At 63.7% G+C, this 16,825-nt stretch carries 12 protein-coding genes, 1 tRNA gene and 2 pseudogenes; 10 read left to right on the top strand and 5 right to left on the bottom strand.

What is annotated here, in order from left to right; genetic code table 11:
• Positions 1-24: 24 nt before the first annotated feature.
• Positions 25-98 (top strand) — tRNA-Gly (locus tag DM374_RS21935).
• Between the two features lie 157 nt (positions 99-255).
• Here the strand turns inward: DM374_RS21935 and DM374_RS33240 are convergent.
• On the bottom strand, positions 256-555 hold the full coding sequence (locus DM374_RS33240; RefSeq protein WP_157969733.1) for a hypothetical protein: 300 nt from the start codon (positions 553-555) through the stop codon (positions 256-258).
• 74 nt (positions 556-629) lie between these two features.
• On the opposite strand from DM374_RS33240, the gene DM374_RS21930 reads away from it, so the two are divergent.
• The 5 genes and pseudogenes from DM374_RS21930 to DM374_RS21915 all read left to right on the top strand — a co-directional run bounded on the left by DM374_RS21930 (position 630) and on the right by DM374_RS21915 (position 7,192).
• The gene (locus DM374_RS21930) at positions 630-1,982 is read left to right on the top strand and encodes an APC family permease (RefSeq protein ID WP_110971785.1); all 1,353 of its coding nucleotides are present in this window, start codon (positions 630-632) and stop codon (positions 1,980-1,982) included.
• 42 nt (positions 1,983-2,024) lie between these two features.
• A pseudogene (locus DM374_RS34445) lies at positions 2,025-3,317 on the top strand (PDC sensor domain-containing protein); the annotation flags it as partial.
• 102 nt (positions 3,318-3,419) lie between these two features.
• Positions 3,420-4,175 (top strand): methyl-accepting chemotaxis protein, encoded by a 756-nt coding sequence (locus DM374_RS34440; RefSeq protein WP_404821365.1) that lies wholly within the window; start codon positions 3,420-3,422, stop codon positions 4,173-4,175.
• A 64-nt stretch (positions 4,176-4,239) separates the two neighbouring features.
• Positions 4,240-5,187: a cation diffusion facilitator family transporter gene (locus tag DM374_RS21920; protein WP_110971784.1), complete on the top strand. Its 948-nt coding sequence runs from the start codon at positions 4,240-4,242 to the stop codon at positions 5,185-5,187.
• A gap of 274 nt (positions 5,188-5,461) precedes the next feature.
• On the top strand, positions 5,462-7,192 hold the full coding sequence (locus tag DM374_RS21915) for a SulP family inorganic anion transporter (RefSeq protein WP_110971783.1): 1,731 nt from the start codon (positions 5,462-5,464) through the stop codon (positions 7,190-7,192).
• 37 nt (positions 7,193-7,229) lie between these two features.
• Here the strand turns inward: DM374_RS21915 and DM374_RS21910 are convergent, their stop codons facing one another.
• Together DM374_RS21910 and DM374_RS21905 are read right to left on the bottom strand one after the other, a co-directional pair.
• Positions 7,230-7,868: a LysE family translocator gene (locus DM374_RS21910; protein ID WP_110971782.1), complete on the bottom strand. Its 639-nt coding sequence runs from the start codon at positions 7,866-7,868 to the stop codon at positions 7,230-7,232.
• A gap of 66 nt (positions 7,869-7,934) precedes the next feature.
• Complete coding sequence (locus tag DM374_RS21905; protein WP_110971781.1) at positions 7,935-9,008, bottom strand: glycerophosphodiester phosphodiesterase; 1,074 nt, start codon at positions 9,006-9,008, stop codon at positions 7,935-7,937.
• 112 nt (positions 9,009-9,120) lie between these two features.
• Between DM374_RS21905 and DM374_RS21900 the strand changes: the two genes are divergently transcribed.
• The 4 genes and pseudogenes from DM374_RS21900 (at position 9,121) to DM374_RS21885 (ending at position 14,581) form a co-directional block, all read left to right on the top strand.
• Positions 9,121-10,146 carry a DUF4917 family protein gene (locus DM374_RS21900; RefSeq protein ID WP_110971780.1) on the top strand — a complete coding sequence of 342 codons (1,026 nt, stop codon included), beginning with the start codon at positions 9,121-9,123 and terminating at the stop codon, positions 10,144-10,146.
• Between the two features lie 103 nt (positions 10,147-10,249).
• Positions 10,250-10,795 (top strand): RNA polymerase sigma factor, encoded by a 546-nt coding sequence (locus DM374_RS21895; RefSeq protein ID WP_110971779.1) that lies wholly within the window; start codon positions 10,250-10,252, stop codon positions 10,793-10,795.
• A complete protein-coding gene (locus DM374_RS21890; RefSeq protein WP_110971778.1) occupies positions 10,792-11,745 on the top strand; it encodes a FecR family protein in 954 nt (317 codons plus the stop codon). Before DM374_RS21895 ends, DM374_RS21890 begins: the two co-directional genes overlap by 4 nt.
• Before the next feature lie 265 nt (positions 11,746-12,010).
• Positions 12,011-14,581: pseudogene (locus DM374_RS21885) on the top strand (TonB-dependent hemoglobin/transferrin/lactoferrin family receptor).
• 172 nt (positions 14,582-14,753) lie between these two features.
• Here the strand turns inward: DM374_RS21885 and DM374_RS21880 are convergent.
• Positions 14,754-15,971 carry a class I SAM-dependent methyltransferase gene (locus DM374_RS21880; RefSeq protein WP_110971777.1) on the bottom strand — a complete coding sequence of 406 codons (1,218 nt, stop codon included), beginning with the start codon at positions 15,969-15,971 and terminating at the stop codon, positions 14,754-14,756.
• Between the two features lie 106 nt (positions 15,972-16,077).
• Positions 16,078-16,695, bottom strand: coding sequence for a TPM domain-containing protein (locus DM374_RS21875; protein ID WP_110971776.1), 618 nt, complete (start codon positions 16,693-16,695; stop codon positions 16,078-16,080).
• Between the last annotated feature and the right edge of the window lie 130 nt (positions 16,696-16,825).

Here is a 16,825-nt window from a genome sequence, read left to right as displayed (position 1 = left end):
GGTTCTGGTAAAAAGTCGGCCTGCGCGGGTGTCGTATAATGGCATTACTCCAGCTTCCCAAGCTGATAACGAGGGTTCGATTCCCTTCACCCGCTCCAGATTCCCCAACACCCGCCCCACGTTCCGCCCTTCCTGCGCTGCACTCCTCCTGATTCAAATCCTCGCGAACCACCCGAACTCCAGACGCATTCGCGTCGACCTGTTCTACGCTCTCTGATTAAAAAACCCTGCCAACTACGTAAATTTTTACGAACATCAAAATCGACAATCAGGCGTAAAAGCCGGATCAACACCGAAAAAATACAAAAAATCTCGATAAATATTCATGAAATAAAAATAATGTAGCGTTTTACTTGACACGCTACCGCCCCTTCGTTTCTTATTTTTCACACCTTGCCCTGCGCCCGATAAACGAAGAAGAACAGCGCCGCCGCCATCATGACGCCCGTCCGCCCTTGCCCACACGCACCGCCTTCGTCGTTCCGGCCCTGCAAAACCTGACACCGGCGCCTTGTCCGCGCCCATTTCCGCTCCGCCATAAAAGGTAAACAACATGGAGCTGATCCGCCCAACCTTGCCGTGCCCGTCGCGCACCGTACCCGTCGTCCTGCTTCAGGAGCATCGCCCCCATGCAGCCTGAACACAGCAGTGCCGGCAACGTCCAACTGCGCAAGTCCCTTCGCCTCTGGCAGGTGGTGGTCATCGGCCTTGCGTATATCGCGCCGATGACGGTGTTCGATACCTTCGGCATCGTGTCCGGTATCACTGCCGGCCACGTTCCCAGCGCCTATGTCCTGGCCCTGCTCGGCATCCTTTTCACGGCGGTGAGCTACGGCACGCTGGTGCGACGTTTCCCGCAGTCCGGCTCGGCGTACACCTACACTCAACGGGCAATCAACCCCTATGTCGGCTTCCTCGTCGGCTGGTCGTCGCTGCTGGATTACCTGCTGCTGCCGATGGTCAACGCGCTCCTCGCCAAGCTCTACTTGTCGGCGATGTTCCCGGAAGTGCCGGAGTGGATCTGGGTGGCGGGCTTCGTCACGCTGATCAGCCTGGTCAACATGCGCAGCATCAATCTGGTGGCGAACTTCAACACGCTGTTCGTCGCCGTGCAGATTCTGATCATGGCGGTGTTCGTTTACCTCTGCCTGCGCGGCCTGCACCAGGGCGAAGGCCTGGGCACAGCCTGGTCGCTGACCCCGTTCGCCGACGAGAAAACCCAGTTCAGCGCGCTGATGGCCGGGGCGACCATTCTCTGTTTCTCGTTTCTGGGCTTCGATGCGGTCACCACGCTCTCGGAAGAAACCCACCAGCCGGAGAAAGTCATCCCGCGCGCGATCTTCCTGATCGCCCTGATCGGCGGGGTGGTGTTCATCCTCATGTCGTTCTTCATCCAGTCCTACTTCCCGACCATGGACCGCTTCCATGACCACGAAGCCGCCCTGCCGGAAATCGCCCTCTATGTCGGCGGCAAGCTGTTCCAGTCGATCTTCATCGCCTGCACGGTGATCAACACCATCGCCTCGGGGCTGGCCTCCCAGGCCAGCGTGTCGCGCCTGCTGTTCGTCATGGGCCGCGACAAAGTCATCCCGCACAACGTCTTCGCGCGCCTGCACCCACGTTTCAAGACACCGGTGCTGAACATCGCCATCGTTGGTTTCATTGCCCTGTCGGCGATCTTCTTCGACCTGGTGACCGCCACTTCGGTGATCAACTTCGGCGCGCTGGTGGCCTTCAGCTTCGTCAACCTCTCGGTGATCAACCACTGCTACCTGCGCGAAGGGCGCAATCAGGGGTTGGCCAACAAGCTCAAGTACCTGGTCCTGCCCACCATCGGCTTTTGCATCATCGCCATGCTCTGGCTTGACCTCGACGAACACTCGCTGCTGTTCGGCGGCGCCTGGGCATTGTTCGGGGTGTTCTACCTGACCTGGCTGACCAAGTCTTTCCGGGTTGCGCCGCCCACCTACATCGCCGAATGAGCCAGCCCGTCGACAACGCCCGCCACTGAGCGGGCGTTGCTCATGATCGAGAAGGAAATCACCCCCATGCTCCTGCGCCGCTTCTCCATTCAGTGGAAGATCATTCTCCTTACCGGCCTGTGCGTTTCGGCCATCATCGTGTTCCTGATGCTCACCTCGCTGACCCAGGCCCGGCGCAGCGCGGAGCAGGTGTTCGCGGCCAACACCGAGCTGCTCGACCATAACGCCCGCCTGCGCCTGCAAGCCCACGGCGAAACCCAGGCACTGCGGATCCAGCGTTACTTCATGGATGCCTGGCAGTACGGCAATGGTTTCGCCCGCCTGGTCCAGGTCCTCAAGGCCCGCGGCGATGCCGACCTGCGCAGTGAGCTGGTCAGCCAGACGCGCACCGCCCTGGCCGGCAACTCCGACCTGATCGGCCTGTATCTGGTGTTCCAGCCCGGCGCGCTGGACCATCAGGATGCCCGCTTCGTCGGCCAGGACAGCCTGGGCAGCAACGACAGCGGGCGCTTCTCGCTGTATTGGTCGCAGCCCAATCCCGGCAACCTGGAATCGGAAGCGATGCCCGAATCAATGCTGGCCGACACCAGCACCGCCGCCAACGGTTCGCCCTACAACCGCTGGCTTACCTGCCCGCTGGATACCGCGCGGGCCTGCGTGCTCGATCCCTATTTCGACGAGGTCAACGGCCGTCAGGTATTGATGACCAGCATCGCCCTGCCCCTGCTGGAAGACGGCAAGGTCATCGGCGTGATCGGCCTGGATATCGGCCTCGACAATCTGCAGCAACTGAGCCAGGACAGCCGCAAGGAGCTGTTCGACGGCCAGGGCCAGGTCAGCATCGTCAGCCCCGCCGGCCTGCTGGCCGGGTACAGCCGCGACGCCACGCAATTGAGCAAGACCCTGGAACAGGCCTTCGGCACGCAGGCAGGCGAACTGGTAACGGCGATCCGCTCCGGCAAGGCAGTCGAGCGTCTGGAAGGTGGCGACATGCACATCACCCGCCCCTTCGCGCCCATTCCCGGCGCGGCGCCATGGCAGGTGCTGCTGGAGGTACCGGAAGCGGTACTGCAAGCACCCGCCATCGCTCTCAATGAACGCCTCGACGCGCACAACCAGGCGGCCAACCTCACTAGCCTGTTGATCGCCATCGCCGCCGCCGTGGTCGGCCTGCTGCTGGTCTGGCTGACCGCCCGCAGCGTCACCCGGCCGATCCTCGCGGTGTCTGAGCGACTGCGCGACATTGCCAGCGGCGAAGGCGACCTGACCCAGCGCCTGAACTACACCCGTGAAGACGAACTGGGCCAGTTGAGCGGCTGGTTCAACCGTTTTCTCGACAAACTCCAGCCGGTGATCATCCAGGTCAAAGCATCACTGCACGAGGCCCGCGGCACCGCCGACCAGTCCGCCGCCATCGCCAGCCAGACCAGCGGTGGCATGCAGCTACAACAACGGGAAATCGAACAGGTCGCCACCGCCGCCAACGAAATGAGCGCCACTGCCCATGACGTCGCCCACAACGCCTCGCAAGCAGCCCATGCCGCGCGCGGCGCCGACCAGGCAACCCGCGAGGGCCTGGAACTGGTGGCGATCACCCGCGAGTCGATCGACCGGCTGGCCACCGACATGGACCTGGCCATGGACCGGGTCCGCGCCCTGGCCGGACGCAGTGAAGAAATCGGCTCCGTACTCGACGTGATCCGCGCCATCGCCGAACAGACCAACCTGCTGGCGCTCAATGCCGCCATTGAGGCCGCCCGCGCTGGTGAAGCGGGTCGTGGCTTTGCCGTGGTCGCCGACGAAGTACGCAACCTCGCCCAGCGCACCCAGGTCTCGGTGGAGGAGATTCGCCATGTGATCGAGGCGTTGCAGCTCGGCACCCAGGACGTGGTCGACGCCATGCACGAAGGCCAGCGCCAGGCCAAGGACAGCGCCACCCGGATGGAGCAGGCGGTACCCGCGCTGCAACGGGTCGGCGACGCGGTGACGGTGATCAGCGACATGAACCTGCAGATCGCCTCGGCCGCCGAAGAACAGAGCGCGGTGGCCGAAGAGGTCAACCGCAACGTCGCCGGAATTCGCGACGTGACCGAGTCGCTGTCCGGTCAGGCCGATGAGTCGGCGCGCATCAGCCAAGCCTTGAATCGCCTGGCCAATCAACAACAAGCTTTGATGGAGCAATTCCGGGTCTAGGATATGACCAGCAAAAAACGGGCGTGCCGTGGTGGACGCCCGGCAATCATGGGAGCCCCATTAGATGGGTACGCGCTTTTTTGACCTGACGAGCGAACAGGGCGTGCTGCGCACGTCCATCGTCGTCACTTTATTCATCGCCGCAATCGGCATTGGCTTCGGCCTCGCCTCAGGCTCGTTCTCCATCGTCTTCGATGGCGTCTATTCGATGGTCGATGCCAGCATGAGCGGCTTGTCCCTTGTGGTGGTCAAGCTGATCACTGCCCACACCCGCACCGAACGCATGTCACGCAAGTTGCGCGAGCGTTTCACCATGGGCTTTTGGCACCTGGAACCAATGGTCCTGGCGCTCAACGGCATCCTCCTGACCGGCGTGGCGCTGTATGCGCTGATCAACGCCGTGAGCAGCCTGCTCGAAGGCGGGCGAGACCTGGAGTTCGGCGTGGCGCTGATCTACGCCGTGGTCACCGTGAGTGCCTGCCTGGCCATCGCCATCCTCGAAGCCCGCGCCAACCGCAAGATCCGCTCGGACTTCGTGGCGATGGACGTGAAAGGCTGGGTGATGTCGGCAAGCATCACCGCGGCGTTGCTGATCGCCTTCTGCTTTGGCCTTGCGGTCCAGGGCACGCGCTGGGAATGGCTGTCGCCGTATATCGACCCGGCGGTGTTGGCGCTGGTCTGCGTGGTGATCATCCCGATGCCGATATCGGTGGTGCGCCAGGCGCTGGCGGACATGTTCCTGGTGACCCCGGCCGATTTGAAGCAGCACGTCGATGAAGTCGCCCAGGCCTTTGTCGAGCGGCACAGCATGCTGTCGTATCGGGCTTATGTGGCGAAGGTCGGGCGGTCGCGGGAAATCGAGCTGTACTTCATTGTCCCCCGGACCATGCCCGCCCGGAACATTGCCGAGTGGGACGCGTGGCGGGATGAGATCGGCAATGCCATTGGCGGAGAAGGACCGGATCGGTGGTTGACGGTGGTGTTCACCGGGGATCCGGAGTGGGCGGAGTGATGGGGTGATTTTTAGGGCCTCATCGCTGCGGTTCGGCGCCCCGACAAGCCAGCTCCCACAAGGTTCTGAAACTGTGGGAGCTGGCTTGTCGGGGCGCCGAACCGCAGCGATGAGGCCAGAGAGACCACAACAACCGCTTCAGATTGGCCTCACAACTGTTCAGGGTATAGGATGCTGGCCAAATGCCGACCACGACCCCGACCGTCCCCCAAGGACGCGCCGGGCGTCAAGGTATTGCGCTTGTGTCTGCCCGATACATCAAAAGGACCTGATCATGTTTCTTTCCCGCTGGCTTCCGGGCCTGGCCAACCTGCTGCATTACCGTCGCGAGTGGTTCCGCCCGGACGTGCAGGCTGGCCTTTCGGTTGCCGCCATCCAGATTCCCATCGCCATCGCCTACGCGCAGATCGCCGGCCTGCCGCCGCAGGTGGGCCTGTATGCGTGCATCCTGCCGATGATCGTTTACGCGCTGGTGGGCAGTTCGCGGCAGTTGATGGTCGGCCCGGATGCGGCCACCTGCGCCATGGTCGCCGGGGCGATCGCGCCACTGGCCATGGGCGATCCGCAACGGCTGATGCAGTTGTCGGTGGTGGTCACGGTGCTGGTGGGGCTGATGCTGATCGCCGCGGGGGTGGCGCGGGCCGGGTTCATCGCCAGCTTCTTCTCGCGCCCCATTCTGATCGGCTACCTCAACGGTATCGGCCTGAGCCTGCTCGCCGGGCAACTGGGCAAGGTGGTGGGCTTCAAGATCGAGGGCAACGGCTTCATCCTCAGCCTGATCAACTTCTTCGAGCGGGTCGGCGAGATTCAATGGCTGACCTTGAGCATCGGCCTCTCGGGTCTGGCGATGCTGATCTGGTTGCCACGACGCTACCCCAAACTGCCCTCGGCGCTGGTGACGGTGGCGGTGTTCACCCTGATCGCCGGTGTGTTCGGCCTCGACCAGTACGGCGTCGCGGTGCTCGGCCATGTACCCGGCGGTATGCCGGAGCTGGCCTGGCCGCAGACCTCGCTGGAAGAAATGAAAAGCCTGCTGCGCGACGCCCTGGGTATCGCCACCGTGAGTTTCTGTAGCGCCATGCTCACCGCCCGCAGTTTCGCCGCGCGGCACGGCTACGCGATCAACGCCAACCATGAATTCGTTGCGCTGGGCGTCTCGAACCTGGCCGCCGGGGTGTCGCAGGGCTTCGCCATCAGCGGCGCCGACTCGCGTACCGCAGTCAACGACATGGTCGGCGGCAAGAGCCAGTTGGTGGGCATCATCGCCGCGCTGGTGATCGCCGTGATCCTGATGTTCTTCACCACGCCCATGGCCTGGATTCCGCAGGCGGCGCTGGGCGCGGTGCTGTTGATGGCTGGCTGGGGCCTGATCGACGTGCAGTCGCTGCGCAAGATCTGGGCGCTGAGCCGCTTCGAATTCTTCCTGTGTGTGTTCACCACCATCGGCGTGCTCGGGGTTGGCGTGTTGCCGGGGATCATCATCGCCGTGACCCTGGCGATCCTGCGCCTGCTCTACAGCATCTACCAACCCACCGACGCGGTGCTCGGCTGGGCACCCGGCATCGAAGGCCAGGTGGACATCAGTCGCCACAAGGACGCTCGCACCGTGCCGGGCCTGGTGGTGTACCGCTTCGACGACGCGATCCTGTTCTTCAACGCCGACTACTTCAAGATGCGCCTGCTCGACGCCGTGCAGCGCGAGCCTGAGCCGAAGGCCGTGCTGTTCGATGCCGAGGCGGTAAGTTCCATCGATGTCAGCGGCATCGCGGCGCTGCGCGAAGTGCGGGATACGCTGAAGGCCCAGGGTATCGAGATGGGCATCGCCCGGGCGCGCGGGAATTTCCTCAGGATGCTGGTGCGCTCGGGCCTGGCGCGGGAGATGGACAACCATCTGCTGTATGGCTCGGTACGCGCCGGGATCCGCGCGTACCGGTTGTGGCGCAACAAGGTCAGACGGGATGAGCAGGATGCCGGGCGGGCAGCGCCGGTGCCTGATCTGCCTTGAGGATGGCCCGGCAGGAGCGAGCTGGCTCGCGCCTGCATCAGCCGCGCCGCGGAATCAGTCCCGGCAGCGCATGCAGCAAGGCATTCACGGCAAAGCCGATGAACATCAGCCCGCACGCCCGGGTGATCCACAGCTCGTAGCGGGTGTACAACGTGCGCACCTGCCGTGCGCCGACCACCACGATCAGGATCAGGTAGGCCAGCAAGCCGCCAAGGAAGCTCAGCGCGATCAGCGCCGGCAGCATCGACCAGTCCAGCGCCTCGGCGCGACTGGAGAGCAGCGCGGTAAAGGTCGCCACCGCCACGGGGTACGCCTTGGGGTTGGTCAGACCGAAAACCACACCGTGCCAGAACGGCTGGCGTACCGCGCCCTGCTCGCTACCTGCTGCGCCCGGTCGGCTGCGCAATGCACGCAGGCCGAGCCAGAACAGGTACAGGCCGCTGATCAGGCCGAGGATGTCGAACACCGAACTGCCGATCTGCCGCGCGCCGACGATCGCCACCAACGCAGTGCTGCACCAAAGCACATCTCCCAATAAGTGACCGCAAAGAAACCCGGCGCCGGCGCGACGGCCCCGGGTGGCGCCGATCCCCAGCACAGCCAGCACGCCAGGGCCCGGTGTGATGCCATAGATGAAGCCGGAAGCAAGCACGGCGAACAGCAGCGATAGCGTCATGGGGAGGAAGTCCGTATCAGGTAGACGCCAGAGTCTACGCCGCCTCCAGGGCAATCGACCAGTGGCTCAATAGCCGCCGGACTTCAACAACACCGCCTCGTCCTGCGGCACCCCTCGTCCATAAAAGCGCAACAGCGCACCCGTGCGATTCGTGAAGATGCCATCGACCCCGGCGTCGCTGACGCGCTGGAAATCCACCGCCTCATCAACGGTGTAGACGTGCACCAGCAGACCCTTGTCGTGAGCCATGCGGTTCATCCATGGCTGCACCAGGTCGGCGTAACTCTGCTCGCCTCCCGCTGCCAGCGCAGCGGACGGGCCGACGCCGACGGCGCCCGCCGCCTTGGCATGATCGAGCCAGCGTTCGAATTCGGTGCGGTCCCGGGGTTGCTGGCGGGCGAGGAAGGCGGCTTTGTCGCGCTCGCCCGACTCGGCAAAGGTCGGGCCCGGCGTCGGTTCGATGTGCCCCTTGCCCAGCCACAACAGCAGCACCTTGGGCACCTGCGGCATGGCTGTGTGCAGCAGCGCGAGGCTGTCGCGGTCAAAACTCTGCAGCACCACCCGCCCCGGCACATCCAGCCAGCCGCGAGCCTGCAAGGCGCGCTGCAGGTCCTGCTCGATACCGGGAAACAGGTTCGGCACCTTGGTTTCGATGTACAGCCCGGGCCGCAGGGCAGGATTGGCTTCTGCGATGTCCATCACGTCCTCGAGCGTCAGCACCTTGAGGCCGGCGAACGCTGCGCGGGCGCGCTGGGGATAGGCCTCGTTGAACCAGCTTCCCGCATCCAGCGATTTCAATTCGGCGAGGGTGAAGGCGCTGACCGGGCTGTCCTTGCGCTCGGGAAAGCGCTCGGCCACATCGCTGGTGCGTTGCAGGTCATTGTCGTGCACCACCACCAGCACGCCATCGCTCGTGCGTTGCAGGTCCAGTTCCAGGTAATCGGCGCCCAGGTCGCGGGCCAGTTCATAGGCCGGTGCCGTGGACTCCGGTGCGTCGAACGACGCCCCGCGGTGGGCGATCACCGCCGGGTGGACAATGCCCTGTGTCTTGGCCAGCGCCGCGCCGGCGCGGGCCATGACCGGCGCGCTCAACCCCAGCAGCGCGATGCTCAGCCCCAGAAAGATTCCCTTGAATGACATCGACCCCTCCTCATCAAAACAGGCCCAGAGCATAGCCGCCGACGCGGAGGACAGCCCGCGACGTGCTACAGTCCCGCCCTGCCAATTTGCAACAGATTCCTACGAGACAAGCATGCCCCTCGCCGACGTCGACGCCACCCTCGCCTCCTGGCCGGATCTCAACAGCCGTCACCCGTGCAGCGGCCTGCTGCTGGGCAACGGCGCCAGCCGGGCGATCTGGCGACCGTTCAGCTATTTCTCGCTGTTCGAACTGGCCCAGCGCGTGCGCAACAAACCGCTGGGGGTGAGCGACCAGGCATTGTTCAAATCCCTCGGCAGCGAACTGTTCGAGCCGGTGCTCAGCGCCCTCAACACCACGGTGCGGGTCAACGCCGCACTGGCGATCAGTTCGTCGGCGCCACTGAACCGCTATTACGCAATCAAGGAAGCGCTGATCCACGCCGTGCGCAGCGTGCACATTCCGTGGAAGCTGCTGCCATCCAGCACACTGGCCGCGATCAACGCCGAACTGCGCAACTACCGCACGGTGTTCTCCGGCAATTACGACCTGCTCAACCACTGGGCCGTCAGCCATGACCCGCAGGGTTTCCAGCCGTTGTTCGATGAAGAAGGCCACTTCGACGTCAGCCGCACCCATGGTGAAGGCACCCGCATGCACTACCTGCACGGCGGCCTGCACCTGCTCAAGACCCAGGACGGCGGCACGCGCCAGCGCGCGGCCGATGGCAGCCAGTTGCTCGACGGCTTTGCCATCAACACGCCCGGCGACGTACCGCTGTTCGTCAACGAAGACACCAGCGAACACAAGCTGCAAGCGATCCGCGCCTCGGATTACCTGACCTGGAGCTACGCCGCGCTAGCCGGGCACACTGACGGCCTGTGTATTTTTGGCCATCACCTCGACCGTGCTGACCGGCATTTGCTGCGAGCGATCCAGCAGGCCCGCCCGGCCCATCTGGCGATCTCGATCTTGCCGTTGAACGACGCTTCGATCATCAGCCAGAAGCAGCATTACGCGCGCATCTTCGGTGAATCGCCGGAGATCACGCTGCACTTCTTCGATGCCAGCAGTCACCCGCTCGGCCGTGCCGAACTGAACGTGCCGGCACCCGCGCCGATCACCCGCCGGCGCCGCTAAAAGACGTCCGCGGCGGGAACATGCTGAAACACCCATAGTAAATAACAATAATTCTCGATAACATTTGCGACCTTTCTCTCCGGCACTTTCCTGGAAAGCTCGCATGCGCCGCCCCAAACCCGATCCTTTCGCGCAAGAAACCTGCCATGGGTTTTACAGCGACATCCTGCATTTCCTGCGCAAGCGCATGGACAACGCCAGCGATGCCGCGGACATGACTCAGGACGTCTTCACCCAATGGCTGGGTTACCGCGACAAAGCCCGGGTGGAGCAGCCTCGCGCGTTCCTGTTCCAGATGGCGCGCAACCTGCTGCGCGATCACTGGAGACGGCAGAAAGTGCGCCACACGGTGCTCGACGAACACGCCGAATCGGCGGAGGAAACCCAGGCCAGCGAAGCCCCCGGCAGCGACCCGATGGCCAGCGCGCAGCACCTGCAACGTCTGGATCATTTGAAAATTGTCCTTGCCGAACTCTCGCCGCGACGGCGCGAAGCCCTTATGCTGCACCGCTTCGAAGGTTTGAGTCAGGCACAGATCAGTGAACGCATGGGCATTTCAGTCAGCATGGTGGAGAAACACATCGCCGCCGCGCTGCTGTACCTCAAGCAGCGCCTGGACAGTGACAACGTTGCGGAGCAACCAGAATGACCCTTCCTGACATGGACAGCCGTTCGGTCGACGCCCAGGCGGCGAGCTGGTTTACCCGTAACCGCAATGAGCGCTCGCGGGCCTCGCGCAAAGCCTTCGCCCAGTGGCTGGAACACCCCGGAAACGCCCGCGCGTACCACCAGTTCGAACAGCTCTGGGACGACCTTGCCGCCCTCAAGGAACTGAACAAGCCGGTGCAGCTACGCCCGCGCAAAACCTCGTACTGGCGCCCGGCGCTGGCTACGGCGGCAGCGCTGGTCTGCGCATTGCTGGCGAGCAACCTGGGCAAGCCGGCCGCGCCGGTGGACCAACAACTGGCCAGCCTGGATGGCCAGCCGCGCAACATCACCCTGCCCGACGGCAGCCGTCTCAACCTCAACGCCAACTCCCGCGTGCGGATCGAGTTCGATGGCGAACGACGCCTGGTGCACCTGGACCAGGGCCAGCTCTATCTGGAAGTCAGCCCGGACAAGGAACGACCGTTGTTCGTCGATGCCGGCCCCGCCCGGGTTCGGGTGGTGGGCACCGCGTTCGACCTGCGCCGCGGCCAGCAGGAACTGGTGCTGAGCGTGGACCACGGCCTGGTAGCGTTCGACGCGCCGGGTGAGCGCCGCGAACCAATGCTGCTGGGTGCCCGCGAGCGCGCGGTGTACAACCTGGCCCGCGGCGACCTGGTGCGGCAAACCCTGAGCGACGGCGAAGTCGCCGACTGGCGCAGCGGCCATGTCTCGTTCCGCAACCGCGAGCTGGCGAGCCTGGTGGATGAGCTGTCGCTGTACCGTCCGGCGGCGGTGCTGCTGGCTGATCCGGCGCTGGCGAAGTACCGGGTTTCCGGCAACCTCGATGTGAATGACCCGGATGCCCTGCTCAATGCCTTGCCGGCTTTGTTGCCGGTGAAGACGGCGGTGCTGGCGGATGGGCGGATGCGGATCGAGCGGGCCGGGAAGTAAGGCCGTTCTGCCAAGGTGTGGCTGATGGCCTAATCGCTGCGGTTCGGCGCCCCGACAAGCCAGCGCCCAGAGTGGTGAGCCCTTGTGGGAGCCGGCTTGCCGGCGATGAGGCCACCAGCACCAAGCGCCCTCCCTGCAAGACCTTGAAAAATTCTGAGAATATTTTTCATTCGCATGTGAGGGTTTTTCCTCGCCCCGCGTCTTCCTCCCCGTCCGCGCCCTGCGCACTGACTTTTTCTGGCCTTTGGCCGCACTGGGGGATTTCATGTTTCGCGCGTTTCGACCTTCCAAGCCGTTGTCTGCCCGTCCATCGCTGCTCGCCGTGTGCCTGGCCCTGAGCCTTCAGGCCCAGGCCGCACCCGTTGAGCTGCAGTTGCCGGCCCAGCCACTGGCCACCTCGCTGAGCCAGGTGGCGCAACAGACCAAAGTGCAACTGCTGTTCGACGAGTCGTTGCTGCGCAACGTTTCCGCGCCAGCCCTGCGCGGCAATTTCAGCGCCGAGGAAGCGATTGCCCGCCTGCTCGCCAGCAGCCGCTTCACGCTGGTCAAGGTGGGCACCACCTACGTGGTGCGCCCGAAGGAAGACGAAACCACGCCTCCAGGCAACGACAACACGTCCATCCAGCTCGGCGCCATGAGCATCGTCGGGGACGGCCAGCAAGTCACCCCGGCTACCGTCGGCCGCTCGACCCTGACCCAGCGCGATATCGACCGTGAACAGGCGAACAACGTGCCGTCCCTGCTGAGCACCCTGCCCGGCGTGGAAATGGCCGGTTCCATGATGCCCGGTGGGCAGAAGATCAATATCTGGGGCATGGGCGACGCCGAGGACGTGCAACTGACCGTCGACGGCGCCACCAAGACCGGCTTCGAGCGCTATCAGCAAGGCACGATGTTCGTCGAGCCGGAACTGATCAAGAGCATCGAGGTAGAGAAAGGCCCGCACTCGCCGTTCGTGGGCAACACCGGCCTTGCCGGCAGCGTGCACATGACCACCAAAAATGCCCCGGACCTGCTGCAAGAAGGCCGCGACACCGGCGCGATGGTCAAATACGGCTACTCCAGCAACGACCATCAGCAGGTGTACAGCACGGCCTTGTTCGGGCGCACTGAAGACCGCCGTATCGACGGTCTGGTCTACCTGACCAAGCGCGACGGCGACGACTTCAAGCTGGCCTCGTCACAGCCCGACACGCGCAACCAGTACCCGATCAACCCCAAGCGCCTGCCCGACAGCGCCCAGGACCTGGAAGGCGGCCTGTTCAAGCTGAATGTCCAGCTCACCGATGAGCAGTCGCTGGGCCTGTCCTACTCGCGCTCGAACAACCAACGCATGACCCGCTACTAGTCGACCAACTACGCGACGCCGCCGACCCAGGTCAATATCGACCGCTACGGTTACAAAGACGCCATGCGCAGGTTCCTGGCCCACCGCGAAACCATCGACACCACCTGGTCGGCCAAATACCGCTTCCAGCCGGTGGACAATCCGCTGGTCAATCTGGAAGTCAGCTATTCCGAATCCGATGTCGACCAGACCGACGAGCGCGGGCCAAACGCCGTGTTCCAGCTCGCCACCGGCGGTCGGCGCATGGATACCGAGTACAAGGACCGCAACTTCGAAGTACGCAACACCGCCCAGTTCAACACTGGCGTGCTGGAACACTCGCTGACCACCGGCGTCGAGCTGCACCGCCACGCCCGCGAAACCGAGATGTGGCTGCCGGGCGCCACCTACAACACCAGGAACTACAACTACGGCTACTTCCAGCCGAACTTCATGCCCCACGGCAAAGTGGACACCAACAGCGCCTACGTGCAGGACGCCATCACCCTCGGCCAGGTGACCATTACCCCGTCGCTGCGCTACGACCATGTGCGCAACCGCGGTGAAGACAACGACGCGCCGTTCTACAACGTCGCCTCGGCCGGCCACGACTACAGCGCCAAGACCTACACCGGCTGGTCGCCGCGCCTGTCCGTGTTCTGGCGTGCCACCGACGACGTCGCGTTCTTCGCCGACTATTCGAAGACCTGGCGCGCGCCGGTCATCGACGAGCAGTACGAAGTACAGAGCGCGGCCAGCACGCGCAGCGCCACCAGCCGCGACCTCGATCCAGAGCGCGTCACCGCCCTGCGTGCCGGTAACGTCACCGACTTCTCCGGCCTGCTCTTCGCCGACGACAACCTGCAGGTGCGCACCACCCTGTTCCACAACAAGATCAAGGACGAGATCTTCAAGAACCTCGGTATCGAGTGCCAGGCGCAGGTCGCGACCGGCGGCAGCATTGGCCAGAGTTGCGGCAACTACCTGATCAGTAACTACCGCAATCTCGACGGCGTGACCTACAAGGGCTTCGAGGTGGAAAGCTTCTACGACTCCACCTACCTGTTCGGCACCCTCTCCTACACCTGGATGACCGGCAAACACGAAGGCGCCTACAACAACCCGTGGGGCCCGGATGTCTGGGCGCGTGATGTACCGGCACCGAAATGGGTGGCGCGTCTGGGTGTGAAGATTCCCGAATGGGATGTGGTGGTGGGCTGGAAAGGCCTGTGGGTACGCCAGACCGATCGTCTGCCGAGCGACAAATACCCACCGGGTTTCATGGGCAGCGCACTGGGTGACAGCGCCTGGGACCATCGCGCCAACGACGCCTACAACGTCCAGGGCCTGTTCGCCAGCTGGAAACCGAAGCAGCAATACCTGAAGGGCACCGAGGTCAACTTCACCCTCGACAACATGTTCAACCGCGATTACGTGCCGATGCTCAGCGACAACAACGTCTACAGCACGGGGCGCAATGCCAAGGTGAGCATTACCCGGTTCTTCTGAGTAACGCGGAACGACGATCAGTAACCTGTGGGAGCTGGCTTGCCAGCGATGGCGTCCGACCAGACAACATCGTTGTCACTGATGGCCTCATCGCTGGCAAGCCAGCTCCCACGGGGTTCTCGGCCGCATCTACGAACCCTGTTTCAAGCCCACACCAGAGCCGGTAACCAAGTCACGCCGGAATCAGTTGATCCGCCCGCAGCAATGTCTCCAGACAATGCTCAGAAACCCCATAGAACGCCTTCAACTCCGCGATCTTCTCCAGCAACGCCGCTGGATCCCCCGCCTCCTTGCGCTTGGTCGCGAGGATCATCTTGTTCTTGTTGGTGTGCTCCAACGAGATGAACTCGAACACCTTGGTGTCGTAACCACAAGCTTCCAGGTACAGCGCGCGCAGGCTGTCGGTCAGCATTTCCGCCTGCTGTCCCAGGTGCAGGCCGTATTGCAGCATCGGCTTGAGCAACCCCGGGCTGTGCAGTTGCGGGCGGATCTGTTTGTGACAGCACGGCGAGCACATGATGATCGCCGCACCACAACGGATGCCGGTGTGGATCGCATAGTCGGTGGCGATATCGCAGGCATGCAGGGCGATCATCACATCGATCTCGGCCGGCACCACGGTGCGCACGTCACCCTGTTCGAACACCAGCCCCGGATGCTCCAGATGAGCCGCCGCGGCATTGCACAGTTCGACCATGTCCGGACGCAGTTCGACACCCGTCACCTGCGCCTGACGCTGCTGGGTGTTGCTCAGGTAATCGTGGATGGCAAAGGTCAGGTAACCCTTGCCTGAGCCGAAATCCGCCACCCGCACGGGTTTGTCGTCCGCCAGCGAAACGCTGGCGAAGGCATGGGAAAACACTTCGATGAACTTGTTGATCTGCTTCCACTTGCGCGACATCGCCGGGATCAACGCCTGCTGCTTGTCGGTCACGCCGAGGTCCTGGAGGAACGGCCGGCTCAGCTCCAGGTAGCGTTTCTTCTCGCGGTCATGCTCGCCGCCCGCGGCCTGGCGCTCTTGCTGCGCGGCGTTGCGGTGCAGCATCGGCTTGCCCTTCTTGCTGAACTCCAGTTGCGCGTCATCGGCCAGGCTCAGCAAGTGGGCATTGCGAAACGCGCCCGGCAACCACTCGCCGATCTGCGCCAGCGCTTCGTCCAGCGGCAGGTTGCGGGTGATATCGCGGGTCTTGTAGCGATGGACGAATGACAGGCAGGCCTGCCCCTTGACCGTCAGCGGCTTGGCGATGATGCGTTGCAGGTCGGCCTCGGCGCCGACGTGACGGGCCAGTACCAGCTTGACGAAGGACTGCTGGTGCAGGCTCTCGGCCAACAGGGCGAGAAACTGCGCACGCGCATCCGGCGCGGCCTGGGCGGTGGGGGTAGCGGACATGGGGATTGGGTGCCTCGGGGGTTGCGGGGGCGCCAGCCGGCGCGCAATGGCGGGCATTTTACGTTGATGCCCGGCCAGCGCACAGCTTTTGTCGATCAGCGCGGCATCAGTCGAGGATCACCAGGCGGTTGGGCAGCTCGTTGCGGTTTTGGGTCGCCGGCACATGAGCCTTGAGCAACTCGCCGCAGGCCTCGATGCAGGTGAGGAAACCCGCGAGGGTCTGGCCCGCGCGGACCTGGGCGGTGAAGCCGGCGACGATGGCATCCCAGGCCTGGTTGTCCAGGCGTGAGGCGATGCCGTCGTCCACCAGGATTTCCACATAGCGCTCTGCCTCGCTGACGAAAATCAGCACACCGGTACGGCCTTCGGTGTGGTGCAGGTTCTGTTCGAGAAACTGCCGCCGCGCCAGATTCGACGCGCGCCAGTGGCGCACTGCCTTCGGCACCAGGCGACTGGTGAACAGCGGCAGACCCAGCACCAGGCAGAGCACGATAAACGTCACCCATTGAGTGATCAGCAAACCGTGGGCGCTGAACCAGCCCGTGACGTAATACACCAGCCCCGGCACCAGCAGCGCCAGCAGGCTGGCCCAGACCAGCGGCACATAGGCGTAGTCGTCGGCGCTGCGGGCCAGCACCGTGACCAGTTCCGCATCGGTGTATTTTTCGACCGCCGTGATCGCCTCGGCGACCTGTCGTTGTTGCAACTCGTTGAGCAATGCCATCAGGTTGTTCCTTGAACACAATTAAGAGGCGCTGCGTTCTCTGTGGGAGTGGCTTCAGCCGCGAATGGGCGCGCAGCGGCCATAAACCTGAGCCCGCGGTGTATCAGGCTGGCCGGGGACTCAGGTTCTA

The organism is Pseudomonas huaxiensis, assembly GCF_003231275.1.
GTDB classification, from domain to species: domain Bacteria; phylum Pseudomonadota; class Gammaproteobacteria; order Pseudomonadales; family Pseudomonadaceae; genus Aquipseudomonas; species Aquipseudomonas huaxiensis.
This window is presented reverse-complemented; position numbering and strand designations above follow the sequence as displayed.

Bases quoted from the DNA above. Each gene is read 5' to 3' on its own strand.
- DM374_RS33240 (WP_157969733.1), bottom strand. From the start codon at position 555: ATGTTGTTTACCTTTTATGGCGGAGCGGAAATGGGCGCGGACAAGGCG.
- DM374_RS21930 (WP_110971785.1), top strand. From the start codon at position 630: ATGCAGCCTGAACACAGCAGTGCCGGCAACGTCCAACTGCGCAAGTCC.
- DM374_RS34440 (WP_404821365.1), top strand. From the start codon at position 3,420: ATGCAGCTACAACAACGGGAAATCGAACAGGTCGCCACCGCCGCCAAC.
- DM374_RS21920 (WP_110971784.1), top strand. From the start codon at position 4,240: ATGGGTACGCGCTTTTTTGACCTGACGAGCGAACAGGGCGTGCTGCGC.
- DM374_RS21915 (WP_110971783.1), top strand. From the start codon at position 5,462: ATGTTTCTTTCCCGCTGGCTTCCGGGCCTGGCCAACCTGCTGCATTAC.
- DM374_RS21910 (WP_110971782.1), bottom strand. From the start codon at position 7,868: ATGACGCTATCGCTGCTGTTCGCCGTGCTTGCTTCCGGCTTCATCTAT.
- DM374_RS21905 (WP_110971781.1), bottom strand. From the start codon at position 9,008: ATGTCATTCAAGGGAATCTTTCTGGGGCTGAGCATCGCGCTGCTGGGG.
- DM374_RS21900 (WP_110971780.1), top strand. From the start codon at position 9,121: ATGCCCCTCGCCGACGTCGACGCCACCCTCGCCTCCTGGCCGGATCTC.
- DM374_RS21895 (WP_110971779.1), top strand. From the start codon at position 10,250: ATGCGCCGCCCCAAACCCGATCCTTTCGCGCAAGAAACCTGCCATGGG.
- DM374_RS21890 (WP_110971778.1), top strand. From the start codon at position 10,792: ATGACCCTTCCTGACATGGACAGCCGTTCGGTCGACGCCCAGGCGGCG.
- DM374_RS21880 (WP_110971777.1), bottom strand. From the start codon at position 15,971: ATGTCCGCTACCCCCACCGCCCAGGCCGCGCCGGATGCGCGTGCGCAG.
- DM374_RS21875 (WP_110971776.1), bottom strand. From the start codon at position 16,695: ATGGCATTGCTCAACGAGTTGCAACAACGACAGGTCGCCGAGGCGATC.